General features: G+C 45.5%; 27 protein-coding genes. 18 read left to right on the top strand and 9 right to left on the bottom strand.

Annotation, left to right across the window (positions count from 1 at the left end; genetic code table 11):
- Nucleotides 1-55 precede the first annotated feature (55 nt).
- Nucleotides 56-988: an AEC family transporter gene (locus MZO41_RS05005; protein ID WP_003642989.1), complete on the top strand. Its 933-nt coding sequence runs from the start codon at nucleotides 56-58 to the stop codon at nucleotides 986-988.
- Between the two features lie 201 nt (nucleotides 989-1,189).
- On the opposite strand, the gene MZO41_RS05010 is transcribed toward MZO41_RS05005, so the two are convergent.
- Nucleotides 1,190-2,740 carry a bifunctional metallophosphatase/5'-nucleotidase gene (locus MZO41_RS05010; protein WP_003643520.1) on the bottom strand — a complete coding sequence of 517 codons (1,551 nt, stop codon included), beginning with the start codon at nucleotides 2,738-2,740 and terminating at the stop codon, nucleotides 1,190-1,192.
- Between the two features lie 241 nt (nucleotides 2,741-2,981).
- Here MZO41_RS05010 and MZO41_RS05015 point away from each other — a divergent pair, with 241 nt between their 5' ends.
- Nucleotides 2,982-5,594, top strand: a complete 2,613-nt coding sequence (locus tag MZO41_RS05015; protein ID WP_003642987.1) for a cation-translocating P-type ATPase — start codon at nucleotides 2,982-2,984, stop codon at nucleotides 5,592-5,594.
- 87 nt (nucleotides 5,595-5,681) lie between these two features.
- On the opposite strand, the gene MZO41_RS05020 is transcribed toward MZO41_RS05015, so the two are convergent.
- Nucleotides 5,682-6,155 (bottom strand): nucleoside 2-deoxyribosyltransferase, encoded by a 474-nt coding sequence (locus MZO41_RS05020; RefSeq protein ID WP_003642986.1) that lies wholly within the window; start codon nucleotides 6,153-6,155, stop codon nucleotides 5,682-5,684.
- 27 nt (nucleotides 6,156-6,182) lie between these two features.
- Here MZO41_RS05020 and MZO41_RS05025 point away from each other — a divergent pair, with 27 nt between their 5' ends.
- The 3 genes from MZO41_RS05025 to MZO41_RS05035 all read left to right on the top strand — a co-directional run bounded on the left by MZO41_RS05025 (nucleotide 6,183) and on the right by MZO41_RS05035 (nucleotide 8,778).
- The gene (locus MZO41_RS05025) at nucleotides 6,183-6,437 is read left to right on the top strand and encodes a hypothetical protein (RefSeq protein WP_003642985.1); all 255 of its coding nucleotides are present in this window, start codon (nucleotides 6,183-6,185) and stop codon (nucleotides 6,435-6,437) included.
- 807 nt (nucleotides 6,438-7,244) lie between these two features.
- Entirely contained in the window at nucleotides 7,245-7,715 is a 471-nt protein-coding gene (locus MZO41_RS05030; RefSeq protein ID WP_003642982.1) for a DUF1836 domain-containing protein, read from the top strand.
- A gap of 124 nt (nucleotides 7,716-7,839) precedes the next feature.
- Nucleotides 7,840-8,778, top strand: a complete 939-nt coding sequence (locus MZO41_RS05035) for an alpha/beta hydrolase (RefSeq protein WP_013356007.1) — start codon at nucleotides 7,840-7,842, stop codon at nucleotides 8,776-8,778.
- A 170-nt stretch (nucleotides 8,779-8,948) separates the two neighbouring features.
- On the opposite strand, the gene MZO41_RS05040 is transcribed toward MZO41_RS05035, so the two are convergent.
- Nucleotides 8,949-10,172, bottom strand: a complete 1,224-nt coding sequence (locus MZO41_RS05040; RefSeq protein WP_013356006.1) for an MFS transporter — start codon at nucleotides 10,170-10,172, stop codon at nucleotides 8,949-8,951.
- 144 nt (nucleotides 10,173-10,316) lie between these two features.
- Here MZO41_RS05040 and MZO41_RS05045 point away from each other — a divergent pair, with 144 nt between their 5' ends.
- Complete coding sequence (locus tag MZO41_RS05045; protein ID WP_013356005.1) at nucleotides 10,317-11,690, top strand: cytosine permease; 1,374 nt, start codon at nucleotides 10,317-10,319, stop codon at nucleotides 11,688-11,690.
- A 48-nt stretch (nucleotides 11,691-11,738) separates the two neighbouring features.
- Nucleotides 11,739-12,122, top strand: coding sequence for a DUF1398 family protein (locus MZO41_RS05050; RefSeq protein WP_003643516.1), 384 nt, complete (start codon nucleotides 11,739-11,741; stop codon nucleotides 12,120-12,122).
- Between the two features lie 74 nt (nucleotides 12,123-12,196).
- On the opposite strand, the gene MZO41_RS05055 is transcribed toward MZO41_RS05050, so the two are convergent.
- The 4 genes from MZO41_RS05055 to MZO41_RS05070 all read right to left on the bottom strand — a co-directional run bounded on the left by MZO41_RS05055 (nucleotide 12,197) and on the right by MZO41_RS05070 (nucleotide 15,142).
- Nucleotides 12,197-12,490 carry a hypothetical protein gene (locus MZO41_RS05055; RefSeq protein ID WP_003643515.1) on the bottom strand — a complete coding sequence of 98 codons (294 nt, stop codon included), beginning with the start codon at nucleotides 12,488-12,490 and terminating at the stop codon, nucleotides 12,197-12,199.
- 51 nt (nucleotides 12,491-12,541) lie between these two features.
- Complete coding sequence (locus tag MZO41_RS05060; RefSeq protein WP_003642976.1) at nucleotides 12,542-12,724, bottom strand: hypothetical protein; 183 nt, start codon at nucleotides 12,722-12,724, stop codon at nucleotides 12,542-12,544.
- A 235-nt stretch (nucleotides 12,725-12,959) separates the two neighbouring features.
- On the bottom strand, nucleotides 12,960-14,393 hold the full coding sequence (locus MZO41_RS05065) for a DHA2 family efflux MFS transporter permease subunit (RefSeq protein WP_013356004.1): 1,434 nt from the start codon (nucleotides 14,391-14,393) through the stop codon (nucleotides 12,960-12,962).
- Nucleotides 14,394-14,725: 332 nt separating this feature from the next.
- Complete coding sequence (locus MZO41_RS05070) at nucleotides 14,726-15,142, bottom strand: Zn-Finger Containing protein (RefSeq protein WP_033098936.1); 417 nt, start codon at nucleotides 15,140-15,142, stop codon at nucleotides 14,726-14,728.
- A 130-nt stretch (nucleotides 15,143-15,272) separates the two neighbouring features.
- Between MZO41_RS05070 and MZO41_RS05075 the strand changes: the two genes are divergently transcribed.
- The 8 genes from MZO41_RS05075 to MZO41_RS05105 all read left to right on the top strand — a co-directional run bounded on the left by MZO41_RS05075 (nucleotide 15,273) and on the right by MZO41_RS05105 (nucleotide 22,587).
- The gene (locus MZO41_RS05075) at nucleotides 15,273-15,545 is read left to right on the top strand and encodes a hypothetical protein (protein WP_003642973.1); all 273 of its coding nucleotides are present in this window, start codon (nucleotides 15,273-15,275) and stop codon (nucleotides 15,543-15,545) included.
- 197 nt (nucleotides 15,546-15,742) lie between these two features.
- Nucleotides 15,743-16,171 (top strand): CopY/TcrY family copper transport repressor, encoded by a 429-nt coding sequence (locus MZO41_RS05080; protein ID WP_003643512.1) that lies wholly within the window; start codon nucleotides 15,743-15,745, stop codon nucleotides 16,169-16,171.
- Nucleotides 16,172-16,234: 63 nt separating this feature from the next.
- Nucleotides 16,235-16,360: a hypothetical protein gene (locus MZO41_RS16785; protein WP_286208022.1), complete on the top strand. Its 126-nt coding sequence runs from the start codon at nucleotides 16,235-16,237 to the stop codon at nucleotides 16,358-16,360.
- Between the two features lie 130 nt (nucleotides 16,361-16,490).
- A complete protein-coding gene (locus tag MZO41_RS05085) occupies nucleotides 16,491-18,530 on the top strand; it encodes a heavy metal translocating P-type ATPase (RefSeq protein WP_013356002.1) in 2,040 nt (679 codons plus the stop codon).
- Between the two features lie 96 nt (nucleotides 18,531-18,626).
- Nucleotides 18,627-19,613: a choloylglycine hydrolase family protein gene (locus MZO41_RS05090; protein WP_003643511.1), complete on the top strand. Its 987-nt coding sequence runs from the start codon at nucleotides 18,627-18,629 to the stop codon at nucleotides 19,611-19,613.
- 278 nt (nucleotides 19,614-19,891) lie between these two features.
- On the top strand, nucleotides 19,892-20,569 hold the full coding sequence (locus tag MZO41_RS05095) for a VIT1/CCC1 transporter family protein (protein ID WP_003645552.1): 678 nt from the start codon (nucleotides 19,892-19,894) through the stop codon (nucleotides 20,567-20,569).
- 25 nt (nucleotides 20,570-20,594) lie between these two features.
- On the top strand, nucleotides 20,595-21,293 hold the full coding sequence (locus MZO41_RS05100; RefSeq protein WP_003642968.1) for a VIT1/CCC1 transporter family protein: 699 nt from the start codon (nucleotides 20,595-20,597) through the stop codon (nucleotides 21,291-21,293).
- A gap of 385 nt (nucleotides 21,294-21,678) precedes the next feature.
- Complete coding sequence (locus MZO41_RS05105; protein ID WP_011102124.1) at nucleotides 21,679-22,587, top strand: DMT family transporter; 909 nt, start codon at nucleotides 21,679-21,681, stop codon at nucleotides 22,585-22,587.
- Between the two features lie 186 nt (nucleotides 22,588-22,773).
- Here MZO41_RS05105 and MZO41_RS05110 read toward each other — a convergent pair whose 3' ends face one another.
- Entirely contained in the window at nucleotides 22,774-23,232 is a 459-nt protein-coding gene (locus MZO41_RS05110) for a GNAT family N-acetyltransferase (RefSeq protein WP_003642966.1), read from the bottom strand.
- Nucleotides 23,233-23,553: 321 nt separating this feature from the next.
- A complete protein-coding gene (locus MZO41_RS05115; RefSeq protein WP_003642965.1) occupies nucleotides 23,554-24,192 on the bottom strand; it encodes an SDR family oxidoreductase in 639 nt (212 codons plus the stop codon).
- A 164-nt stretch (nucleotides 24,193-24,356) separates the two neighbouring features.
- On the opposite strand from MZO41_RS05115, the gene MZO41_RS05120 reads away from it, so the two are divergent.
- The 3 genes from MZO41_RS05120 (at nucleotide 24,357) to MZO41_RS05130 (ending at nucleotide 25,607) form a co-directional block, all read left to right on the top strand.
- Nucleotides 24,357-24,500, top strand: coding sequence for a hypothetical protein (locus MZO41_RS05120; RefSeq protein WP_003642964.1), 144 nt, complete (start codon nucleotides 24,357-24,359; stop codon nucleotides 24,498-24,500).
- Between the two features lie 211 nt (nucleotides 24,501-24,711).
- Complete coding sequence (locus tag MZO41_RS05125; RefSeq protein WP_013356001.1) at nucleotides 24,712-25,068, top strand: hypothetical protein; 357 nt, start codon at nucleotides 24,712-24,714, stop codon at nucleotides 25,066-25,068.
- A gap of 95 nt (nucleotides 25,069-25,163) precedes the next feature.
- A complete protein-coding gene (locus tag MZO41_RS05130) occupies nucleotides 25,164-25,607 on the top strand; it encodes an Hsp20/alpha crystallin family protein (protein WP_013356000.1) in 444 nt (147 codons plus the stop codon).
- Nucleotides 25,608-25,615: the final 8 nt, after the last annotated feature.

The following is a 25,615-nucleotide window of genomic DNA, read 5'->3' on the forward strand; positions in this document are numbered from 1 at the left end:
CAGCGATTGGACTATGGTACACTCAGTTTTAATTATTAAGTCTGGGGGCCTGTGAATGTTACTGATATTAGCAATTTTACCAATTGTTGTGACGGTGGGATTAGGCGTGTTTGCGGGGCTACGGCACCAATTTGCGCCAACGACCAGTGATATTTTGATTCAGTTGGTCATGCATTACGCCTTGCCGTTAAGTCTTTTCGGAGGAATCTTGTCATTAAAGCGCGCTACCATTATTCAAAACTCCTCGGTAGCGCTGTGGTTGGCGCTAGGCATGCTAGGTGGCATGGTTATCGTCATTGTGAGCCAATGCTGTTTCCATCAACAACTAGAAACGGGGACATTACGAGCGCTAGTGATCGCCAGTCCTTCAATTCCATTCATGGGTGTTTCCGTTTTACTGGTGGTTTTTGGTAAAATCAGTGTTTTATTGGTCGCGTTAGGCGGCCTGTACATGAATTTGGTACAAGTGCCAGTGAGCGTGTTGCTGTTAACGCTAGCGGGCGGTTCGACACCTGAGCAACGTTGGCGAGCCGGTTGGCAGAAACTGTGTCGTGCGAGTCGGCAACCAGTCGTGTGGGCGCCAATCAGTGCTTTTCTCTTAAATTTGGCCGGATTGCGGTTGCCCAGTGCTTGGCTAACGAATTTTACGGAGTTGGGACAAGCAGCTGGGGGCGTGGCGTTATTTGCGCTGGGACTTCTGTTAACGACTAGACCGTGGCGACTGACGCGCATGGTTGTCTTAAACGTGCTACTGAAAAATTTAGGCTTACCGGTGCTCATTTGGGGGATTATGGCTAGTCTAGGTGTGTCATTAAGTAACCAACAATTAGTCGTCCTGACGCTCGCAATCCCCACTGCAACCATCGCGACCATGTTGGCCGTCCAAAACCACTTGGCACCAGATGAGTATGTGGCGACGCAAATGTTAAGTACGGTCATTGCGCCGCTGACCATGGGATTCTTAATGTGGGGATTGCAGCTCGTATGACGGGCACATTTTGATTACCATGCTGGGTTTGTGAGACGCCCATAAAGGAGGTCACGACTTGCGGTCAGTGCTGTTATGATTCCCGATTGACAAAGGTTAATTGGCACGGTTTAACGACGATACTAAGCCAGACGTTGTGAACGTCAGTATAGACAAACCCGCTCAAATAGGGCATATTTGAGCGGGTTTGTCTCGTTATTCTTAATAGTGAACTTGAAAATTAGTCGGTTGCGTTGCGTTGACGACGGGATGTTGCGCAAAGTAGTCGGCAATTAATACGGTCATATCAGTAGGTAAGCGCCGGATAATCTTAGCTGTTTGATACATTGGGTAATTCCCACCGCCACCAGCTCGGTAATGATTCAGAGTGACTGTTAATTTTTGGTCAGCGGTGACTGGGGCCCCATGATAATCGAGTTGGACGACACGTTGACCAAAGGGTTTGGTAAGGTCGAAAGTATAGTCGATGCCACTGTAAATATCATAGACATAGTGGCGCAACTTAGGGTGCATGAACTCGGGATTGACCCGAACGTGTCCGTCTTGGAGGAGAAAGTAACTCGCGCAACGTTCAAGAGCGGCGCGTAAATCAGCACCAGTAATGGCTTCAACGGCAAGTTTGTTTGGGTAGACGTAACTGTTCATGACTTCCCGCATCGTCACGTGTTGTTTGAGGCCTGGTACGTCGTCATTAAATAATGCCGTTGCGGCAATATCGGTACCGGTTGCGGCCATTTCAACGCGATTAATAAAATCGATGTAAGGATGATTATGCAGCCGTGCTTGAAGATGATCGTGGACGAGCATATTGCCGTTAATTTGGCCAAGTGGTGTGTCTAACCAGTCTTCCATCTGGTCATTGATTGGTCCAACTAGTTGCATTACCTGGGTATTGGGGGTGGCATCTGCGACCGGATAGATTTCCGGATGACTGGTCGTCACTTGATGATTGCGGTCGAGCTCAAGGGTAATCATAGCAACATTAGTACCTTTCATACCAGGTTGTGTCACGGGAACACCGTGAACCGTAACGGCTAATTGTCGATGCTGGTGGCCAGTAATCATGGCATCAATGCCGGGTACTTCAGCTAATAGTGCGGAACCTCGGTTTTCACCATTCATGCGTTCGGTTGGACGGTCAGTTTGGGGATCGCGTTCAAGACCACCGTGGTAGGCGATGACAACGACGTCAGCCAGTTGGCGCAATTTGGGCACCCAATGTTTGGCAGTTGCAACCACGTCCTCAAAGTGCAGGCCGGCAATGTGATGTGGTTGTTCCCAGTGGGCAACGAATTGCGTCGTTAGTCCCAAAATTGCCACTTTAACTCCGGCGCGTTCCAGAATTGTGTATGGTTTGGAGAATAAGATGCGGTGCAGGTCATCATGAATATTAGCGGCCAGCATCGGATATTGGCGGCTTGATTCACACAGGTCGAGGTAGTCGAGCCCGTAGTTGAATTCATGGTTACCGAAAATACCGGCTTGAACGTGGTTGCAATTTGCAAGGCGCGAGTATAACGGTGCAGCTTCTTGGTGGTGGCGAGCAATGAAATAGGTCAACGGTGATCCCTGTACGTAGTCGCCATTATCAATCACGATTGGCCAGACATCAGCCGTATCTTCACGTGACAGTTGATGAATAACAGTAGCGGCACGACTAAGACTAAATGGTGCGATGTTATCACGACGACTGTAGTCAGTTGGCGCGAGGTAACCGTGCACATCACTAGTTGAGATTAATTTGATTTTCATAACGTGCCTCCAAGGAATATTTGTGTTCTATTATAACAATATTCATGGCTGGTAACTTGATTTTAGTCATAAATTGAACAGTTTTTTGATGATGACCTGTGGTTAATGTTTAATGGCTGCTTTAATTGTACGTTCTAATCTTCACGACTTTTTCACAATTTGTACGTAAAACGACAAAATGTTTCCGCTATCATTAATAGTGACGAATGACAACGATAATCGAATTACGGAGGAATAAACGATGCAGAATTATCAGAATGCACCATTCAAACCTACCCCCGAGTCCGGTTTAACGACCACAGCGGTGACGACCCAGCTAACTAAATTCGGCAAAAATGAATTAGTGGCTGCGCGCCCCGTACCGTTATGGCGTAAAATTTGGCAACATATGAGCGACGTTTCATCGCTAGTGTTATTATTTGCAGTTGGTTTAGCCACGTACTTGGCTCTTGCCCAGAATGGGGGCTGGACAAAGACCATTGTGATTGGCGCCATTTTAGTTATTAATGTCTGTATTGGTTTGTACCAAGAAGCTTCCGCAGAAAAGTCGTTGGCGGCACTGAAGTCAATGAGTTTACCCACAGCTAATGTTCGACGGGATGGGAAGGTACAAACGATTGCGGCACCAGAAATCGTTCCCGGTGATTTAGTGCTACTAAAAGCGGGTGACCAGGTTCCAGCCGATGCGGTCGTGTTAGAGGCCACGAACTTAGCCGTTGATGAGGCAGTCTTGACAGGTGAAAGTGAAGCTGTTGAAAAAAGTATTTATCAGGACACCGGTGAGTTGGATGATAACTGTCAAGTGTATGCGGGAACGGCCGTCACAGCCGGTACTGCATTGATTCAGGTCTTAACGACCGGAATGGCCACAGAGTTAGGTCAAATTGCAGGTTTGTTGAACAAGACGAAGCAACGGGCCACGCCATTACAGGGGCGGCTTAATCGGCTATCAAGCTGGTTAACGACATTTGCCGTCTTAGGTGGTATTACGATTTTTGCGCTGAGTGTTTGGGTGCAAAACCAAGGTTTGGCCGATAGCTTGATGATTGGGGTTTCATTAGCGGTCGCGGCCGTGCCAGAGACTCTGCCGATCATCGTGACCATTAGTCTTTCACACGGTGTTCGACGGATGGCAGACAGAAATGCCATCATGCGCCGAGTTAGTGCCGTTGAAACGATTGGGAGTGTCGATGTAATCGCGTCTGACAAGACCGGAACCTTGACGCAAAATCGAATGACAATTACAAAGTATTGGACGCCGACCACGGGCATTATGACGACCGAACAGCCCTTGCCATCAGCGGGACAAACATTGATGCGTTACTTAGGATTAGCGACGAATGCCGAGATTAACCACGTTGACGGTGAAGAACAAGCCATTGGGGACGCAACGGAATTAGCCGTTATTCGTTGGCTGGCTCAGCATGATTTAGATCGGCCCAGCTTGGAGGCGCAGACCCCACGAATTGCGGAAGACCCGTTTGACTCAACTAAGAAGATGATGACGACGGTGCATGAATTAGCGCATGGTCGACGGTTAGTTATCGTCAAAGGGGCTTGGGATCGGTTACCACTGAAGCCTGACCAAGCTAGCCTAGCTGCTGGACAAGTGGCCCATGATGAATTTGGGCAGGCGGCGCTTCGCGTTTTAGCTGTTGGCTATCGCATCATTCCCGCGGATGTCCAAACTACTGACTGGGACGACCTGACAGCTGACCTCCAATTGGCAGGATTGATTGGTTTGATTGATCCACCACGACCAGAAGTGATTCCGGCCATTCGAGCAGCCAAACAGGCGGGTATTTTTCCAGTTATGATCACGGGAGATCATTTGGTTACTGCGAAGGCTATCGCTGAGGAAATTGGCATTTTAACCCCTGAGCTGCAAGCAATTAGCGGTGATGAGTTACGCCAATTGAGCGATGAAGAATTGACGGCTCAAATCGATCAGATTGCAGTGTACGCCCGAGTGTCGCCGAGTGACAAAATTAGAATCGTTCAGGCTTGGCAAAGTCTTGGTAAGACGGTTGCGATGACCGGTGATGGTGTCAACGATGCGCCGGCATTGAAAGCGGCGGATGTTGGCATTGCAATGGGAATTACGGGTACCGAAGTATCTAAAGAAGCCGCTGACATGGTGTTAACGGATGATAATTTTGCGACGATCATGGCAGCAGTTAAGGAAGGTCGGACAGTTTATCAGAATATCATTAAAGCCGTTGAATTCTTGGTAGGTGTCAACTTTGCACAAATCTTCTTGATGGTTGGTGCAGTCCTCTTCGGTTGGGGGGCGCCACTGTTAGCAGAACAATTGCTGATTATTAACGTACTTGCTGATGGGATTCCAGGATTCTTTATTAGCCAAGAGCCAGGTGAACCCCAAGCTATGCAACAACCACCAGTATCCAATGACGAAAGTATTTTAGCTCGGGGCCTTGGTCAACGGTTGTTTATCCGGGCAGCTACTTTTACCGTACTAACCCTCGGAATTTACGCGTTTGGCCGCTTTGGCTTAACAAATGGTCAAGCCCCAGTCGGGATGACGATGGTCTTTCTAGTATTGGCATTAGGATCAATGATCGACATCTATGCAATTAAGGATCGCCGACCACTCAGCTGGTCAAGCATGATGCGTAATCCAATGCTGAACCGAGGATTGCTGTTAGGAATTCTGGTGGTCTTGGCAATTGCAGTGATACCACCGTTCCGTAGTTTCTTTAGCTTAGTGACACTACCAGCGTTAGGCTGGTTAACGGTGCTAGTAGCTACGCTGATTCCAACATTCGTGCTGGAATTGAATAAGCGCTGGCAGGCGCGGCGACAGTCACGATTAGTCGTGAATACTGCTGAATAAGGATGATCAATTCAAGTTAGTTAAAATGCTGCTTACAAACGTTATTCGTTTGCAAGCAGCATTTTTTCGTGTCATTAAGTTGTGTGCCTAAAATACTGGCCGGTGAGCGGGCTTAGAACGTAAGTCATCACAATTGTAGGCAGATAATTCTTTCAGACCATCTTTACTAGCATCGAAATAGGCCGTTAATCCTTGGGCAATCATTAAATTGAGTTCTTTATTCGCATCAAACTGAACGATGATGACGGGTGTCTTTTCAGCCACGGCCGCACCGATTTCAAACATTGTGCCAGAATCTGGCTCATTGGTTGCACTAGTCATGTCGAAGTCAAGAATGGCAACAACGACATCGGCCCGATGAACTTGACGCATATCGGATGCGTAGACGTATTGTTGCCAAGCACGGCTACCAAAAGGTTCTTCTTCAAATTGATGTTCTTCTGGGATGAAGATACCATCGGGGTTGATCGTCGGGTTAGCCAACAGCGCCGACTTCACTTGTTGGATGCGTTCCTTCTGAGCCTCGTCAAAAAACGGTGCAGCTAGGTAAACGTTATTCATAATGATTTCCTTTCTGGATAACAAAATTTGGATAAGCCTATTTTAGCGGAAATATGGGGTGGCTTTCAAGCCTTGATTTGGCGTGAATCATTATTAAAAGGTGCCTATTTTGAAAGTTCAAAAATAGCCAGCTTAGGCCCGCTGGAAAAAGTTCGAATCAGCGTAAACATGCTTGGTTGGTTCGTCCTACACCGACTTCCAGGCATTTCTGCCAATTGCCGGAACGTGGTGGGCACAGACTTGAGCCGAAAAATCACGTCTCAAATACTGGCCTTTCAATAACCAAGCACAGGACACTTGCTAAGTGAAATTTCACCACTGGGCATTGTCAGAAACGCCTTCCAGTCGGGAGAGCATTCGAATGGCAGACGAAGCTGTACTTAACTTTTGATGAATTTGCCGTTGCTTTTTGTAAACAGTAATTTTGTTAATCAACTGTCAAACTGAAAATGATATTGAGGTAGCTCATTAATCCTGAATCGGCATAGTAAGATTCAAACTCCTGACAGAGTGCCTAGTGCACCCTAACCCTTTGTCTTTGTTTAATATCAAAATAGTCAACGATAAATTGTGCTAAGTTAAGTGGCCGTTCATCAGCCATTCGAGCGGCTTACCGAAACGTGTTCGGTGCCACTAAAGCCTGTGCTTGCTACGCCAATGGACTAATGCCAAAACCGCATTAATCCGTTGGCAGGCAATGCTCGGCTTCAACCCGTGGCCCCTCGCAAGCTTGAGACTGGAGGGGCTGGGTGACAATGCTCAGTAGCCAAATTATTCTTAGTCGGAAGTGGTCTGCTTCCGGCTTAGAATAAGACTCGTATTTGAGACCGGGCGGGTTGTGCACGGGCTCAAATCGACGTCGGCTTACGTTCCAGCAATTGTCACCCAGCCCCGGAGGTCGGAATAGGACGATCATTGCTGACGAACAGCAATCCAAAAATAAGCACCTTTTAATAATTTTTGAGGCGAATAATAATTAGCAGAGTGGATATATAGATTATAATTCTATTTATAACAAGGTGATGATTAGATATTGTTGAATTAAAATCTAAATTGGGCTAAATTAAATAGGGTAGTGAGGAGGATTGGATGATGGAGGAATTTGGATCAACTAGTAACTATTTACTTTCGTGGGAAGAGTTGCCCGCGGTGCCCGTTTATATGGAACAGTTGTTGCAACTTGTTAATGAAACAATTCAGCCGCTGGGGTTACCTGCCGTAACGAAGACGATGATTAATAGTTACGTGAAACAACATTTTTTCAGTCGGCCGGTTGGACATCGGTATACCCGGAATCAGATTGTGGCGGTACTAGTCGTTTCAATTTTGAAGACTGATTTTTCATTACCAGTAATTAGTAAAGCGATTTTGCAAATTCGTGATTCGCGTCAGATTGAGCCGCGGTACCAGCAATTTCGGCAAGCATTCGAGTCTACGCTTGCTGGACAACCGGTCGTCTTGTCGACGGTTGACCCGTTAGCACGGGCAATTCAATTAGCAGCTCAAACGGTGGCGGCACATTTATTAACGATCCGAGCGCTTAACGAATTGGTAGATTGAGTTGAGATAGGCACATAATTGAGAATAGCGTTTGATAATATCGCTATGGCTGCTTGTAGCGTATTCGAATTAAAGCGAATTAGGCTTAGCAGATATGATTAGGTATGAAAGAGAGAAAGAGAATATGACAACACGCAAAAAATGGACGATAGCGCTCATTACATTCTTGACCGTAATCGTCATCGGGGTCGCGGGCGGTAGTTTTTATTTATATCACTTTGCATTTGAACCCACCCCGAAAGTTTTGAACCATAGTTCTAGTAAAAGTAAAAGTAAGTTGAAGCAGAACCAAGCGTGGCTGAAACGGGTCAACAAGCAGACCTGGCATGAGACGTCCGCAACGGATCATTTGAAGTTAGTTGCGGACTATGTACCAGCTGCGCACCGAACCACCAAAACGATTATTGTGGCGCATGGTTACATGGGTAACAAGGAGCAGATGGCGAGCTATATTCGATTGTGGCATCGCCAAGGATATAATGTGCTGGCGCCGGATGATCGTGGCAATGGTCAGAGTCAGGGGGATTACTATGGTTTTGGTTGGCCTGACCGGTTGGACTATCTAAAGTGGACGCGACAGGTGATTCGCCGCGTAGGCCAAAATAGTCAGATTGGACTCTTTGGCGTTTCAATGGGTGGTGCGACTGTCATGATGATGAGTGGCGAGAAACTTCCATCACAAGTTAAAGCGATTATTGAAGATTGTGGCTATACCAGTGTTGGTGATGAATTGGGATATGAGCTGAATCAACTATATCACTTACCGAAGTTTCCACTGCTGTATACGGCAAGCTGGGTAGCTCAAGCGAAGGCCCACTTCAACTTTATGACGGCGAGTTCAGTAAACCAGCTCAAGAAGAATAAGTTGCCAATCTTCTTTATTCATGGTGCTAAGGATACTTTTGTCCCCACGAAGATGGTATATCAGAACTACCGCGCTACGACGGTCAAGTCAAAGCAATTATGGGTGGCTCCAGGAGCTGGTCACGCGGAATCATACACGCGTTATCCGCAACTATATCAACAAAAAGTAAGCCAGTTCATGGCAAAATATTTGAAGTAAGAGCTAACGGAATAGAATAACTAATAAAGGTCACCAAGCAGCGATTGCTGATTGGTGACCTTTATTATGGTTAAAATATGCTAGTCGGATTAGTGTTTGTCAGCCGGTCCGCGTCCTGGTCCGATCTCCGGGACTAAGCTGATAGCTTTTGAACTTGATAAATAGCGCGGTTAATCAACCGAGTGTTTTGCAAATGGGTGCCGCATACTTGGTATAAAGATCAGTACGCCGATGAAGTTAAGCAGTAATGACAAGGCGGTGAAGATAAAGACACCGTTGTAATCGAACCAGCCGGAGACGGCGCCACCAAGTAAGGAGCCGAGCATGCTGCCAGCCGCTTGGAAAGATTGATTCCAACTGAAAATAGTGCCTGTTAACTCGCGGGGTGTATTTTTGGATAATAATGTTTGCACCGTTGGAAAGAGGGCCCCGTCAGAGATCCCAATCATGAAGCGCAATAGCCCTAATGTCCACACACTGGAGACGAAGCCTTGTGGAAAGTACATCAGGATGGCAAAGACGAAACCAAAGACAAGGATACGGTCAGCCCCCCGGTGATCACCGAGCCGTCCGAGTCGCGGCGCCGATAATAGCGTCGAAATTCCGGGTAGAGCGGCAATGATTCCAGCAACGACGGTGATTGGGCCGACGTTATGCATCAGTTCTTTGACATATAGACTAATAATGGGCGTGATGGAATTATTCCCCATTTGAATAATCATCGTGGAGACGAGCAGTGTGATAATCAACGTTGGATTTTTAAATTGGCTGAGTAGACTGCCGTCACGTTTAGCAATCGGCGCGTCGCTGGGTTTAAAGCTTTCGTGGACGAGTGTCAGACTCAATACGAAGACGATCAGTAGCAAAATTCCGGTGATAATGAAAGTCAAACGAATAGAGAAAACTTGGGCGAGTACGCCACCGAGAATCGGGCCGATCAAGTTACCAGACACGTAGCCAGTTGTTAGGATACCGATTGCGGTCCCACTACTTTCCTTGGGAGTTTCGGTGGCGATTAGGGCGCTAGCATTGGGAATGTAGCCGGCACACAGGCCTTGTAAGAACCGAAGTAGAATGAGTATCCAAATGTTATGGACAAATCCCATCGCACCGATAACAAAGGCCATCCCAAGCGAAGAACGCAGCAGCATGATTTTGCGACCACGCCGGTCAGCGAGTTTACCCCATAATGGTGAGACAACAGCGACGACAAAAAAAGTCACTGCGTATGTAATACCACTATACATCGTGAGTTCGTTTTTGGAGAAATCCCCCATTTGACCAACGTATAATGATAAGAATGGCATGACTTCAGAAAATCCCATTCCGGCGATAAATGTTCCTAGCCAGAGAACAGCGAGATTCCGGCGCCAGCCTGTCAATGCGCCCTTCACAATCTGTCACTTCCTTAATTAACTTATTAAGATTATTTTAATGCGAATTTAAGTTTTGTGCAATTAACTAACTTAGTTAAATAGACTTGACCAAGCGTCACTAAAAAAACTACAATGGAAAACATTGTAGAAAGGGTGAACGATGTGCAGCAAGAGTCAAAGTATCAAATAGAAGTGGTGGCGCCTAAGCACCGACACATGTCTAATTGGGACATGTTTGCAACTTGGATTGGCGCCAATGCCAATAATGGCACGTGGTACGTTGGTGGTGTATTGGCTGCGTGTGGTTTATTGACGGCGCTTAAAGTGATTGTAGCATCGTCCACGCTATCGTATTTATGTTTATCGTTAGTCGGCTTCATGGGGTATAAGACCGGAGCGGCGACGATGAGCTTGATTCGTGGTTCCTTTGGTGTGCGGGGCAGTTACGTTCCGTCCTTTGTGAACTTGACCCAGTATATTGGCTGGACAGCGGTAAACACGTTCATTGCAGCAACTTCTGTCAGCTATTTATTACACGATCTAGTTGGCTGGCCAGTCTATGGTAAACCCGGTGGGGCTAAAGGACTGATCCTCGGAATTATTGTCATGAGTGTGTTGCATTTATTGAGTGTTTCGGTCGGTCAACGGTCGGTTCAGATGATTGAACGTTTAGGTATTATTCTTGTCATCTTATTTGTTTTATGGGAGACGGTCGTCGTGTTCCAGACGGTCTCAGTGCATGAATTGTTAACGTGGCAGGCGCCGACACATTTACATATGACGGCGGGGGCTGGGATGGATACGCTAGCGGCGTTCAATTTGTCTTGGGTGACAGCGGGTGCTGATTTTACGCGGTTTACGCGCAAAAAGAGTGGCGCGACTGGCATGCCATTTTTAGGGGCCTTTACCGGCTTGTTCTGGTTCGCCTTTATCGGGCTTGCCGCGACGATCAGTATCGCGATTACTTCTGGAACTTATGATCCTAATAACTCTGACCCGAGTACCATTGCGAGTCGACTAGGCTTGGGGGTATTAGCACTACTGGTGATTGTCTTAACGAGTATGACGGCGAACGCGGTAAACTTATTGGCGGCTGGTTCGGCGCTGTCGAATATCTTCCCACGGATTCGGTTACGACCAGCACTGTGGGCCGTGACAATCATTGCCACGTTAGTCACACTGATTCCATTAATCATGGGGAGTTTTTTAGCTGCATTCACGGCGTTCCTAGATTATATTGGGATGGTGCTTGGACCGATGATCAGCGTGATGTTAGTCGATTACTATTGGCGGCATCGTCAGCACTATGATATCAACGAACTGGCGAGCTCTAAGGGGCAGTATTGGTATCATCATGGGGTGAACTGGATTGCGCTATTATGTTGGGTACTAGGTGTGGCCATCTTCTTGTTATTGAAGCACGTTGTTTGGATTGCGACGGTGACTGGTGCAACTTTCATTGACATGGCGCTTATCGGGGTCATTTACGTGGCTTTAATGCGAATTTTCTACCCGTTACCTGCCAAACGTGTCTAATTGGATTACAATAGATAAGTAAACGAAATTAGAACGAGGGGTGTCATGATGTTTAAATTAACTGAGATCGATGACGTATTAAATAATTTAGGTGACCACGCAGACTTTGCCACGATTGCCAAAAAAGAAGCCGATTTGGGCGTTCAACATTTTCAATATGATGTTGCTACTGGTGCCACAACTTACTTTGGTGAGAACGGTTATCTCGTGGAACGGCGGACGAATGGCTTAGCAGTCCGGGTCGCTCGTGAAGAAGATGCCGCGGCAGTTGAACAAATCGCGAAGCAATATATTGCTGGCCAGCTGGCTCTAGCAGACGCTGTCAAGCAGTTTGCCAAGGCTGGGTGTCAAGCTTGGACTGCTAACTTAAAACGCCACATCGTTGATTTTAGCGGCGATGAAGGTAAAATCATGGCAGCTGTAACATTCTAAATCAATAATAAAGTGCAAAAATGCAGACTATCCACTTTTAACTGGGTAGCCTGCATTTTTGCGTTCCATTAAGTTTAATAGCCAGCTTGATGATATTGCTTGCTTAACTGGCGTTCTAAGTTAAGTAAAGTCAGCGGACTTAGCCGCCGTAACTGATCAGAGTGATAGCGCATGACTAATTGTTCGGGACTATTGATTGTAATACTAGTGACGCCGTTTAGGCCTTGAAAAGCGCTTTGAATGGCCTGCTGGAGCTCGGGATGTTGGGGCCAGACAGGGGAGGTCAGCATAACTAGACCATGTTCAGGATGTTGATACGTGATCTGATATTTGTTGAGATAACGTTGAAACATGTCTTCTGGGTTCATGAGCAATTCCTCCTCGGATTGGTTACTAGTAACGGTGAGCCGCAGTTTAGTTTATAACCCAAACCAGACGACCCAAACAAAAAAGCCAGCCAGGCACAATAGCGCAATACCAATGAGTGCCCAGATCGTACCGTTCAGCTTTTTGGTGTGGTGATAGTAGTAAATACTGAGTATGCCACACAGTATGGCAAGAATGATGCTGGTGCCAATAATTAAACCAATTGTCAATTCCATAAATTACTTTCGACTCCTCATATTATCATTTTAATTGTGCATTAAAATGCGATAAAGTGCAATTATTTATCAGGATTCTTAGTATGGTAAGAACGCTAAGCATTGCATGGTGACTGAGTAGTCTTGGGTGGCTTGCTGATGAGAAGCCACCCAAGACTACTTCAATGATAATCGATCGTAAAATAAAAAAACTAGGCTGCTTATGATTAACAGCGCTAGTTTTGATTAATGACAGTTAGTTAGTCGTTTTTTTAGACAAACGGGTTGCAAGCAACAAACCGGCGAGCGCTAAAATAAACGTAAAGTAGAACCCGTAGTGGGCACCGTTGACGAACGCGCTAGCAGCTTGATGACCCCCATTGGCGTAGTAAGAAGCTTGGCCAATGCCTAATAAGCTCGTTGCAATTGCGGTTGAAATGGCACCAACGACTTGCTGTAGTGTGTTCATGATTGTACTACCATCGGCGGCAATTGGTCCCGTTAAGGAATTTAAACCATGCGTCTGTGAAGGGGACATCGCTAATGGCGCCCCAATCATTAAGATAACGTGGGCCAAAATAACGTACCACGTTGCACTCAGCGTGGTTGTCAGTGCCAACATGAGGGCACCAACCATTGAAATCAAGAACCCCAGCATTGCTGGAGTGCGGGCGCCAATCGAGTCATATAAGCGACCCGAGACGGCCGATACAATTGCGTTCATCAAGCCACCGGGTAACATGATGACCCCAGTCAAGGCAACGGGAATCAACAGCCCCTTTTGAATGTACATTGGGAGTAAATACATGGCTGATAAGATAATCCCAAAGTTAATCATAACGAGGCAAGCGCCAACCCGAAAACCAGGGATAGCAAATGTCTTAAGGTTCAGAATTGGCGATTCCATGGTGAGTTGTCGATGGGCATACCAAGCCAGAATAACCAGTCCCAAAATTAAGGCACCTAGTACAGCGGGCGACCCCCAACCTTGATCACTAGCAAGACTAACGCCAACAACAAGGCTACCAAAGCCAACCATTGAAAGTAAAATGGATAAGAAGTCCACTTTCGGCCGGGTTACTTTCGCAATGTTTTTAAGTGAAGTGACGGCAAAGATAAAGGCAATAATCAAGAATGGGATAAAGAGCCAAAAAATCCACCGCCATGAAGCTAGTCCTAAGATGGCTCCAGCAATCGTTGGACCCACGGCCGGTGCGAACATGATGACTAAACCGACCATCCCCATAGCTGCCCCTAATTTGTAGGGTGGAAAAATCTGCATAGCCACGGTAAACATGAGCGGTAAGATCAGGCCAGTTGCGATACCTTGAATCATTCGACCGAATAATAATACGCCAAAGCCAGGTGCTGAAGCCGAAATAATCGCACCAACGGCGAAGTCAATCAGGGCAAATAAAATCACTTGGCGGGTCGTAAACCATTTGGTAATTAAGCTTGAAAGTGGAAGGACAATCCCAATCATAAGCATGTAACCGGTTACTAGCCATTGCACAGTTGCCGTTGACACGTGTAGCTGAGCCATCAATTGGGGGAGGGCAATGTTCAGTGATGTTTCACTAAACATCCCAACAAAACCACCAATTAACATCCCCATCATGGCTAGCATGGGATGGGCAACGGGAACGCGGGCCCGTTGTTTAGCTTGCGGGCTACTTTGTACTGAATCCATTATATTGTTCACACTCACTTTCCTGAATACAATGGGTTAGCATACCAGAAAATTATTTTTTTCGTAAGTGTTTTTTCTGAAAAAAGAGGATTGATTTACGGTAGTTTGAAAACCATCACTCAACTAGTGCGTCTGTGACTGCAATTGTCGGTAGTTTCATTGAACGAGAAAGGTAGCACGTAATGGTTGTTAAAATAGTGTTTTTGTATGTAAATAGGCCACCTCAGTGTCAAACTAAGGTGGCCTATTATAGGTGGTTGCTAAGCAAAATCAGGTCCGCAGGCGGATCAGTTATGTTCAACAATCGTTATGTTTTCATCCAAGCACGATGGTTACACTTTAGCTTCGAATTGGTGTCCACATTGGGGGCAAGTTATCCGAACGCGACCATGATGACGCGGAATCCGAATCCGTTGGTGACACTGTGAACAGCGGAAAAAGCGGTATTGCCAATGCTGCTTGACCTGGTATTTTAAACGGCTGAATGGGCGAACAATCGGTGACCAAAAGCGCTGAAAGCCGCGATTGATCGCAACTTGCTGATAAATCTTTTTAGAGAACAAACGCCAGTAACTAATACCGATGAGTATCACGGCAATTAAGAGTAGCCACCCGGTGCGAATGAAAAAACTGATGACGATCAATAGTAAAGCGAGATTGTTTAAAAAGCGGTTTAACGTATCGTTTTGACCGTACCGTCCACGCATCCATGATCGTAGTCGCTGTAATAGTTTTGAGTTTGGTTTCAAATGCTGAACCCCCGTCACTAAAATAATTAATATTTAGTAGCATAACATAGTTTTTCAACAGATAAATAATACCTGTTTGTGCCACTAACGGTGTATACTTAAGCATATTATAGTAAATAGAGGGAAAAACATGTCAACACAATCACAAATCACGCAAACGCAGGTGCTCGATGCTATCAGCCGTGCGGCACTGATGTTGGAGCGCCAAGACGCAGCGCAAAGCGGGTTACAACTGTTGCTCAATGAATTTCGGCGGAGTTTATTACAGACGAGCGGACAAGCCGCCACGACGGTATTGTATCACGGCAAAATTAAGAGCTACCTATTACAACATCCGAGCAATTATCCAGATAGCGTCGCGGCGTTATCATCATTATTAGATCATTTTGTTGCGGCTCAGTAATTAGGGCCGCTTTTTTGCGCCAATCAAGTTATTAACCTAACTAGTGATGATTTGGGTAGTGGTTAATGGCAGTCAATGTTGATATTAGAAAGAAAATTGCGCTATGCTAGATGATGAACCGTGCGAGGGTGATAGTTGCTTTTTTACGTTTACGGTTGTAAACTACAGTTAATTTAATTCGAAGGGTGGTCAAACCATTGGAAGCACAAACTAAAATTGAAATCAGTGATGCCGAATGGGAAGTCATGCGGGTTGCTTGGACGTTGGGCAATGTCACGAGTAGTCAGGTCGCTGAAATCATGGCGGATAAGATGGGATGGAAGACAGCAACGGTCAAGACACTGCTTGGACGGCTCGTCAAAAAAGGTGCATTACGTGCTGAAAAGAATGGTCGAGCGTTCAATTATTATCCAATGGTTGAGGAACAGCCATCGATGGATGAAGCCGTGGACACCCTCTTCGGTCATTTATGTCAGATGCGCGTTGGTCAAACGCTGGTGGACCTTGTTAACCAAACGGAATTGAGTCAAACGGATATCGCCGCCTTACAGGCAGTATTGGCTGAAAAAGCCAAGGATGCGCCAGAAATGGTGGACTGCGATTGTGTGCCGGGGACGCGGTGTTAATGTGGTTATAAACGAATATTGAAGTAACACTGAGTGTCATGTTTGGATTTTCTTAATCTGAACATGACATTTTTTGAGGAGAATGATTTTAAAGATACTTGGCTAACTGATCATGGGGCATTCGTGCAGGCCTTAATCGGAACCATCAGTTATAGTGCGTCTAATGGAAGGGACTTACTTTCAAGATAGGATACTCAGGAAACAGATGAATGGCGACAAAAAGTCAAGAAAGTGTTTTTCTTGACTTTTATCGTCTACAATTGTAAACTTTAGCCATAAATTACAGATGTAGACAATCCGACTAGGGGAGGTCGCTATTATGAAAGACATGGATATGCAACACATGGCGCACCATGATTCAAATGACATGGGCGATATGGATATGGGTAACGGTGAGATGATGCACATGGGCAATCTCAAGTTGAAGTTTTGGGTAGCGTTAGTTCTGACGATTCCGATTATCATTATGAGTCCGATGATGGGGGTCAATTTACCATTTCAAATCGTTTTTCGGCCATGGTCCGATTATATCGTCGCAATTTTAGGCACAATCCTGTTTCTATACGGTGGGCAACCGTTTTTCAGCGGTGCCAAGGCGGAGGTCAAAAATCATAAGCCTGCCATGATGACGTTGATTACAATGGGTATCAGTGTGGCGTACGTTTACAGTATCTATGCTGTGGTTGCCAATGACTTGTTAAATGCAAAACCAATGGTGACCGATTTCTTCTGGGAACTAGCGACTTTGATCGTCATCATGTTGTTAGGTCACTGGATCGAGATGAATACGGTCATGAATGCGGGATCGGCGGTAGATAAACTAGCAAAACTGTTACCAAGTACGGCACATAAGTTAGTTGGTGGGCAGGTCCATGACGTGGCAATTGCTGATCTAGCTAATGGTGATCAAGTTCAGGTCCGGGCTGGTGAACAAATTCCAGCTGACGGCACAGTGTTAAATGGTGCGACTAGTGTGAATGAAGCGATGGTTACTGGTGAAGCTAAGTTAGTTGAAAAACGCGCTAAGGATCAAGTTGTGGGTGGTTCAGTCAATGGTGATGGGACGTTTGAGATGAAAGTCACCGGGACTGGTGAATCCGGATACTTAGCCCAAGTCATGAAGTTAGTCAGTGACGCACAGGCGGCCAAATCGTCGCAAGAAAATATGGCGGATAAAGTGGCCGGACTCTTGTTCTACGCTGCCTTGACCGTTGCAATCGTTGCCTTTATCGTCTGGTTACTCGTGGGCAATCTGGCGTTAGCACTATCAATTGCGGTGACAGTGCTCGTGATTGCTTGTCCTCACGCTTTAGGATTGGCAATTCCATTGGTAGTGGCACGGAGTACGGCGATTGCGGCCAGCCACGGGTTACTGATTCGTAATCGGGATGCGATGGAACAAGTCAAAAAGTTGAACTACGCGTTGATGGATAAGACCGGGACATTGACAGCTGGTAACTTTAAGGTCGCTGATTATCAAAGTAGCGCCGACCGGCTAACTGCGGACGCAGTCTTGGCGATGATGGCCGGTTTGGAAAATGGCTCTAGTCATCCCTTAGCTGTCGGAATTCTTGCTGCCGCTAAGGAACATCAGTTAACCCCTAAGGTTAGTCAGGATGTTCATCAGATTACTGGTGTCGGGTTAAGCGGCACGATTGATGGGCAGACGTATCAGATCGTTTCGGCAGCTTACTTGGATAAACAAAATTTAGCCTATGACCAGCAAACGTTCAATCGACTGGCAAGTGCCGGTAACTCAGTCAGTTTTTTGATTCAGGAGCAGACAGTCTTAGGTTTTGTCGCTCAGGGTGACCAGATCAAGCCGGAAGCCAAGAACTTGATCGATAGTTTGAAGGCCCAAAACATTACCCCAGTAATGCTAACCGGTGATAATCCGCAGAGCGCCCAAGTCGTTGCTAAGCAGCTCGGAATTACAGAAGTGCATGCGGGTTTATTGCCTGAAGATAAGGCTAAGCTCGTTCAACAGTATCAGGCTGATGGTAGCCACGTTATGATGATTGGCGATGGTGTTAACGATGCCCCTAGTCTGGCCCGGGCAGATATTGGCGTTGCCATTGGGTCTGGGACTGACGTTGCTATTGATTCTGCTGATATCGTTCTCGTTAAGAGTAATCCAAATGATGTGGTCGATTTCTTGGCTCTGGCCCGGCGAACGACCCGGAAGATGGCGCAAAATTTATGGTGGGGTGCTGGATACAATGTCATCACAATCCCCTTGGCTGCTGGTATTCTCGCACCACTCGGCTTTATTTTGAACCCGATGTTTGGTGCGGTAGTGATGTCATTAAGCACGGTAATCGTGGCAATTAATGCGATGACGTTACGATTAAAAGACTAAGATAAACTGATTGGCGTAAATTAATTTGTGCAAATGTGTGTTTATAATGGGTTTAGATGCTAGAATAATAGTATTTAAATCAAGGATGTGAAACCCATGTGTACTAGTTTAACGATTCAAACCACGGCGGGTGATCAGTTTTTAGCACGCACCATGGACTTTGCTTTTGAACTTGGTGGTCGACCAGTGGCAATCCCACGGAATCACCATTTTGACAGTGTTACCAATGCGGACGGTTTTGATAGCCCGTATAGCTTTGTTGGAACGGGCCGTGACTTAAATGGCTATATCTTTGTCGATGGTGTCAATGAGCACGGGGTCAGTGCTGCTGCACTCTATTTCTCGGGACAAGCTCACTTTACTCAGCAGACTAAGGCTGGCAAGGTTAACTTGGCACCCCACGAAGTTTTAATGTGGATTTTAGGAAACGTGAAGAGCACCGCTGAATTAGGCGAACGGATTGCTGACTTGAACGTGATGGAAGCCGCCGCACCACTATTGAATATTGTGGTACCACTACACTGGATCATTAGTGACAAGAGTGGTTCTACTTACGTCTTAGAATTGGAAAATGACGGTGTTCACTACATGAAGAATCCGGTGGGCGTCATGACGAACACACCAGATTTTGAATGGCATCTCAAGAATTTGAGTAATTACGTCAACTTACAACCCGGCCCTCATCCTAGTCGTCAATACGGTGACATGACGGTGAATCCTTTCGGTCCTGGAACTGGGGCGTTGGGAATGCCTGGTGACTATACGTCAGTTGCACGCTTCGTTCGGACGGTCTTCATGCGTGAACATACGGATGCAGTAACGACTGATGCAGAAGCTGTCAACGCATTATCACACATGCTGAACTCAGTGGAGATTCCTAAGGGCGTTAAGATGCAAGATAACGGGACGCCAGATTATACCCAGTACCGCGCCTATATGAGCATGAATGAACCAGCATTTTACATGCAACCATACGCGGATCAGACGATTACGCGGGTCGAATTGACACCAGCTTTAATGACGGCCGCGCAACCGACTGAATTTGAATTAAAGACAACCCAACAGTTCCGGTTAGCAAACTAAGTTGGAATATATTAGGGTCAAAATATGAAAGCAGCACCGTTAGCATTTTATGCTAACGGTGCTGCTTTTTTTGATTCTAGGCAGAATAGCACTTTCAATGACCTATAATAATTATTCAAATTAACTTTAATAATTAAATGGTGGTACACTATATTATAGTTTAGGGATACATAACTTATACTCGATAATGATTACAAATAAGCCTTGCATTTTCTTTCTGAAAGATATAATATTTACTAGGTAATAATGATTATAAAGTATCTACGGAGGCGGCAAACATGAAAAAAAGGATGTCTTTGGCACAGCGGGTTAATATTTTGCGAGCAAGTGTCATGGGAGCGAATGATGGTATTCTATCAGTTGCCGGCATTGTTGTTGGCGTTGCGGGGGCAACCACCAATAGTTTTTCGATTTTAATATCTGGACTAGCCGGGATGTTGGCTGGGACGATTTCAATGGCCATGGGTGAATACGTCTCCGTGAATACGCAAAAAGATTCACAAAAAATGGCGATTACTAAGCAGAAGGCAGCACTTGCCGATGATTATGAAGCAGAAGCGTCGCTAGTCGTACAAAAATATGTCGATCAAGGAATCAGTAAACCGTTGGCGCAACAAGCAACCCGGGAAATGATGGCGGAAGATGCGCTGACTACGACGGTGCGTGAGCGCTATGGTTTCAATCCGAACCAGTTCATCAGTCCGTATGCGGCTGGTATTGCGTCGATGATTGCCTTTCCCACTGGCTCAATTTTGCCATTAGTTTCGATCACCTTTTTCCCACCACGGGTGAAGGTGTTAGCAACGGTGTTGGCTGTCGGAATTGCATTAATGATTACGGGATACGTTGCGGCGATGCTGGGTAATGCTAATCGTCGGCGTGGAATGGTTCGTAACGTCGTTGCCGGGTTATTGACGATGATCGTAACGTACTTTATTGGTCACTTATTTGCTTAATTAAAGGGTCAAGGGGAGCGAGCTTATGCAACTGACAAGGACAAAGTCTGAGAAGACCAAACAAACGATGGATGAGAAGTTAAACTCATTACGAGCAGGTGTCTTAGGTTCTAATGATGGTATTTTAACCGTTGTGGGGGTGCTGTTTAGTGTGGCGGCCGCCACGACTAATCAGTTCACGATTTTTATTGCTGGATTATCTGATTTATTAGCCTGTGCTTTTTCGATGGCGTCAGGAGAATATGCTTCGGTCAGCACGCAGAAGGATACTGAAAAAGCCGTGGTTGAAAAGGAGCGGCAATTGCTGAAGACGGATTTTGAGGGTGAATTGCATGCTGTTCAACGCCACTATATGACTCTTGGCGTGACGGAAGAGACGGCGATGGCGATTGCACGCGATTTATTAACTAAAAAACCATTGGCAACCGTTGTCAGCATCAAATATGATATGCAACTAGGACACTATATGAATCCTTGGGATGCAGCGTTTGCATCGCTATTCTCAGCGTCAGCAGGAGGCGTCTTCCCGTTGCTCGCGATGACGTTTGCACCGGCTCATTGGCAGTGGCCGGCAACAATTATCGCGGTGTCCGTTGCCGTGGCCTTAACAGGATATTTATCGGCCGTATTAGGTAAGGGCAATGTGAAGACGGCGGTGATTCGCAACGTGCTCGTTGGGATCGTGACAATGTTCATTCACTACTACGTTGGGACGCTCTTTTAAGCACTTCTGTCCTGGTCAGTTCGGACTAGGGATTGTCAACAGTGAAACAATAGCTAACCAAACGGCACTTGAAGTACGGTGTGCTGGAAACGGCATCAGTATGGGCGCAAATTGTTAGGATCGGTATGAACTTAAATAGCACTGGGGCGGGCAATTACTGTAGTTACCCGCCCCAGTGCTATTTAGTTGAGGGCGGTTTCCGTGTAATTGCGCACAATTAGTAATAAAAGTTCGGATTTATCGTTGCTTATAGATGATAGAACTTGATTATGATAAAGATTACTGAATCTTCCTAAAAAACAACGCTCGATTTTCAGTGAGTTTTAATTAAGTCTCGGTATAATATTGCCATTAATTAAATTGAGGTAGAGCGAAATTGAAAAATATGACAACTAACCGTTATATGAAGGGCATCATGTGGGCGATGTTGGCCTCGACCCTGTGGGGAGTCTCAGGTACAGTGATGCAGTTCGTATCACAAAACCAAGCCATCCCGGCTGATTGGTTCTTATCTGTAAGGACGTTATCTGCTGGAATCATTCTGTTAGCGATTGGATTTGTGCAACAGGGTACCAAAATCTTCAAAGTCTTTAGATCTTGGGCGTCGGTTGGACAATTAGTGGCATACGCGACAGTGGGATTGATGGCGAATATGTATACTTTTTACATCAGTATTGAGCGCGGAACAGCCGCTGCCGCCACTATTTTACAATACTTAAGTCCTTTGTTTATTGTACTAGGAACGTTGCTGTTTAAACGGGAACTGCCTTTACGAACTGATTTAATTGCGTTTGCGGTCTCCTTGTTGGGGGTGTTTTTAGCAATCACTAAGGGTAACATTCATGAGTTGGCGATTCCGATGGATGCACTCGTCTGGGGAATCCTTTCGGGGGTAACAGCGGCCTTGTACGTAGTCTTGCCGCGAAAGATTGTAGCCGAAAATTCACCGGTCGTGATTCTTGGTTGGGGGACATTGATTGCGGGAATCCTATTTAATTTATATCACCCAATTTGGATCGGTGCACCAAAAATTACACCAACGCTAGTGACTTCAATTGGCGCCATCGTTTTAATCGGGACGATTTTTGCTTTCTTATCGTTGCTACATAGTCTACAGTACGCGCCGTCTGCGGTGGTCAGTATTGTTGATGCCGTCCAACCAGTAGTGACTTTTGTACTAAGTATTATTTTCTTAGGCTTACAAGTGACATGGGTCGAAATCCTCGGCTCGTTATTGGTGATTGTCGCGATTTATATCTTGCAGCAGTATCGGAGTGATCCGGCTAGTGATTAGTTGTAATGATAGTTATCATTTTTGTTTAGTTAGGGTCCTTGAATAAGGGCTCAGCAGGACTTGACCATTTGTGAAATGACCAAAAATAAAAGCTGCGTGTCAGAATTTTAACATTCTGATGCGCAGCTTTAATCATAATTTGAGTAGATTAAAGTTATCTTGGGGGACGATGGTTGGTAAGTTGTGCTACGCCAACACCAGTTTCCGGGCGGGGGCGTGCATTTTAATAACTTCGGCACCCAGGTCAATATAAGGCTGACCTTCCGCAATCAATCCGAACTTCTCGTAAAACTTCTGGGCGTGCGTTTGGGCATCGATTTCAATGGTGGCGGCGCTGTAATGCACTTTAAGAATTGCCATGACGTGATTCATGAGTTGCTTGCCAAGGCCCGTCCCACGATAGCAACTGTCAGTCGTTATCCGGCCGAACGAAACGACCCCAGCATGTTCGTAAATTCGTGCATAAGCGACGAGTTGCCCCTGATCGTAGGCGAAGACGTGACGCGCGTCCAAGTCAGTATCATCAGGGTCTTGGTAAGACCGATCTTGTTCTTTAATAAAGGTCTTGGCACGAAGTTGATAAATATCGTGCAGTTGGGTGGTGGTTAGACCATTAAATTGCTTAACGTACCATTTCAAATTCAAGTGAAAGCCTCCTTGAAAACTGAAGAATATCGCCAGTTATTTTCAAATTGAGTCTATAATTTAACACTTGTATTTTTGACCGTCAATTGCAAAGACCCGCGATTTATCAATGGTTACAGGTATTACTTTTGATGAAAAAAACATGAGAACGGATTGCTGGTTATACCAGTGAATTGATAGCTTGATTATCAGTCATCGTTAGTTAACTGTCTAGATATTATCATTTTTCTCATAATTTGATGGATAATAAAAGAACCACCACGCATTGCCGATTGTGGTGATTCTAGTCGATTTTTAAATTGGTTTTTACCAGCTTGGTAATTAATACCAAGCAGGCTTGTCACCATCAGTATTAGGTTTGTTAACACCTAAAGACGTGCGAATGTTACTTGTGGGATCTTGGGTTAATTTAACGACGAGTGCCGCAATGCTCTTACGAGAAACTTCAGTTCCCTTAAACGGATCGTGTCGCTGGGTTATTTCGTAGTCGATTTCGTCCTTATTAGTCAACCACGCAGGGCGAATGATTGTGTAGTCGAGATCGGAATTTTCTAGGACTTCAGCCGCGGCGTAGTAGCGCGTCAGGTAACTACCCAACGTTGCGTTGTTCCATTGACCGAACTTGCCGGGAACTTCGTCATAGATCCCTAAAGTTGAGATCCAAATGAGCCGTTTGAGGCCGCTGGTATGCATGGCTTTTAACACGGTTTCAGCCTGCTGCTTGATGTTTTGACCAGCCAAATTAGCATAAACGACATCTTGTCCCGTCATCGCCTGGGTTAATTTGGCTTCATCAGTCGTATCACCATCGATAATCGTCACCCGGTCAGATTGTTGGTCTGCGACCCGGCTACTATTACGTAAGTAAAGTGTCAAATTATCAGTTGTGTTGGCTAAAAATTGCTGTTCGGCTAAACGAGCAATTTGGCCCGCAGCCCCTAAGATCAATACATTTGTCATATAATCCCCTCCTGAACATCTTAACTGTAAACTTAATTATTACAGAATTCAAGTAAGCAGTTTCAAAAAAGTTAAGCAAATTTGTGCCACTTTTTGAATTTAGACTTATAATGAACATGTAGCGAAGTTGTACTTCGCTGTCCAAGATAAAAGAGGCGATAATCATGGCACAAAAGCTTAGCAAGGAACAAAAAAAGGCTATGATTCAAAAAGCCGAAGAAGAACGTGCAAAGCATCCAAAGAAGAAGAGTGGCGTTTCCGGTTTCGAAACGATCGATGAAGATGCTAAAAAGTTATCTAATAACTAATAATTAGCGTGATTCTTCAGTTAGGGCGAGACATTGGTCGCGCCCTTTTATTTTGTCCAAAATGAGTGCACGGGATCGCCTGGTGATGATTGACTGGTTCGAGCAAAATTGCAGTTGGCACGGAGACTGATGGTCGGTTGTTAGCAGTGCTATGACAGCCATCCATTTGAATAGCTGTCACAGCAGTCTTGCAGTATAATAGCGGTAATTAATGATGGGGGTGACACAAATGGATCAATTTACAGCGTTTATGGCGCAGCTTGATAAGACGTTGGCACAAGAGCAATTATCGTCTACTGATCTGGTGTACGTGCCAGTAACCTTTAGCTTCCATAATCAGCGCTTACAGGTTGCCATTAATATGCTCCAAACTTCATTTAATCAGGGTAATAATGTATTTGGGGTGCCTGATATTCTGGATCGAATCAGAATGTTGGTCGGTTTGGAATTAGCTGATCGCCCGCAGTCTCGCTGGCCTACGAAGATAACGACCCAGCAACTAACAATCACGCCACATAAAATGGTCAGGGTGATCCCAGTTGATATGCGGGCATATCAAGTGGAGTGATTTAGCACTCTGATACGGAGAGTGCTAAATTGTTGCAATCTTGATGAAAGTGCTTATTATTAATGATGTAAACAAATTGAAAGGGTGATTTCATAATGGCTAACGATATGGTGAATTGGCACAATGATTTATTTGATCGGTTGAATGACTGGACTAAGATGGACGATTTGGTTAATGGATTCGGTCGGACATTCTTAAATGCTGGTAGTCATGGGTCGGTCCTAAAGACTGATATTAAAGAAAATGACGATCAGTACACGATGAAAGTCGATGTTCCTGGAATCGATAAACAGAATATTGCCTTGAAGTATCGGGATGGCACATTATCGATTGCTGTAAAACGCGATAGTATTAGTGATGAAAGCGATAAAGATGGTAATATTATCGCGAGCGAACGTCAAACTGGTCGCTTTGGCCGGCAATATTCTTTACCCGACGTTGATGTTGACAAGATCGAAGCACGATATGAAAATGGTGTGTTGCAGTTAACTTTGCCAAAGAAGGCAGCTGCGGATACCCATCATATTGAAATTCAGTAATGGTTTAT

The organism is Lactiplantibacillus sp. C232, from assembly GCF_023806725.1.
GTDB lineage: Bacteria > Bacillota > Bacilli > Lactobacillales > Lactobacillaceae > Lactiplantibacillus > Lactiplantibacillus plantarum.

Bases quoted from the DNA above. Each gene is read 5' to 3' on its own strand.
- MZO41_RS05015 (WP_003642987.1), top strand. From the start codon at position 2,982: ATGCAGAATTATCAGAATGCACCATTCAAACCTACCCCCGAGTCCGGT.
- MZO41_RS05030 (WP_003642982.1), top strand. From the start codon at position 7,245: ATGATGGAGGAATTTGGATCAACTAGTAACTATTTACTTTCGTGGGAA.
- MZO41_RS05060 (WP_003642976.1), bottom strand. From the start codon at position 12,724: ATGGAATTGACAATTGGTTTAATTATTGGCACCAGCATCATTCTTGCC.
- MZO41_RS05105 (WP_011102124.1), top strand. From the start codon at position 21,679: ATGACAACTAACCGTTATATGAAGGGCATCATGTGGGCGATGTTGGCC.
- MZO41_RS05090 (WP_003643511.1), top strand. From the start codon at position 18,627: ATGTGTACTAGTTTAACGATTCAAACCACGGCGGGTGATCAGTTTTTA.
- MZO41_RS05050 (WP_003643516.1), top strand. From the start codon at position 11,739: ATGTTTAAATTAACTGAGATCGATGACGTATTAAATAATTTAGGTGAC.
- MZO41_RS05065 (WP_013356004.1), bottom strand. From the start codon at position 14,393: ATGGATTCAGTACAAAGTAGCCCGCAAGCTAAACAACGGGCCCGCGTT.
- MZO41_RS05075 (WP_003642973.1), top strand. From the start codon at position 15,273: ATGTCAACACAATCACAAATCACGCAAACGCAGGTGCTCGATGCTATC.
- MZO41_RS05120 (WP_003642964.1), top strand. From the start codon at position 24,357: ATGGCACAAAAGCTTAGCAAGGAACAAAAAAAGGCTATGATTCAAAAA.
- MZO41_RS05035 (WP_013356007.1), top strand. From the start codon at position 7,840: ATGACAACACGCAAAAAATGGACGATAGCGCTCATTACATTCTTGACC.
- MZO41_RS05125 (WP_013356001.1), top strand. From the start codon at position 24,712: ATGATGGGGGTGACACAAATGGATCAATTTACAGCGTTTATGGCGCAG.
- MZO41_RS05020 (WP_003642986.1), bottom strand. From the start codon at position 6,155: ATGAATAACGTTTACCTAGCTGCACCGTTTTTTGACGAGGCTCAGAAG.
- MZO41_RS05115 (WP_003642965.1), bottom strand. From the start codon at position 24,192: ATGACAAATGTATTGATCTTAGGGGCTGCGGGCCAAATTGCTCGTTTA.
- MZO41_RS05100 (WP_003642968.1), top strand. From the start codon at position 20,595: ATGCAACTGACAAGGACAAAGTCTGAGAAGACCAAACAAACGATGGAT.
- MZO41_RS05085 (WP_013356002.1), top strand. From the start codon at position 16,491: ATGAAAGACATGGATATGCAACACATGGCGCACCATGATTCAAATGAC.
- MZO41_RS05130 (WP_013356000.1), top strand. From the start codon at position 25,164: ATGGCTAACGATATGGTGAATTGGCACAATGATTTATTTGATCGGTTG.
- MZO41_RS05095 (WP_003645552.1), top strand. From the start codon at position 19,892: ATGAAAAAAAGGATGTCTTTGGCACAGCGGGTTAATATTTTGCGAGCA.
- MZO41_RS05010 (WP_003643520.1), bottom strand. From the start codon at position 2,740: ATGAAAATCAAATTAATCTCAACTAGTGATGTGCACGGTTACCTCGCG.
- MZO41_RS05055 (WP_003643515.1), bottom strand. From the start codon at position 12,490: ATGAACCCAGAAGACATGTTTCAACGTTATCTCAACAAATATCAGATC.
- MZO41_RS05005 (WP_003642989.1), top strand. From the start codon at position 56: ATGTTACTGATATTAGCAATTTTACCAATTGTTGTGACGGTGGGATTA.
- MZO41_RS16785 (WP_286208022.1), top strand. From the start codon at position 16,235: ATGACATTTTTTGAGGAGAATGATTTTAAAGATACTTGGCTAACTGAT.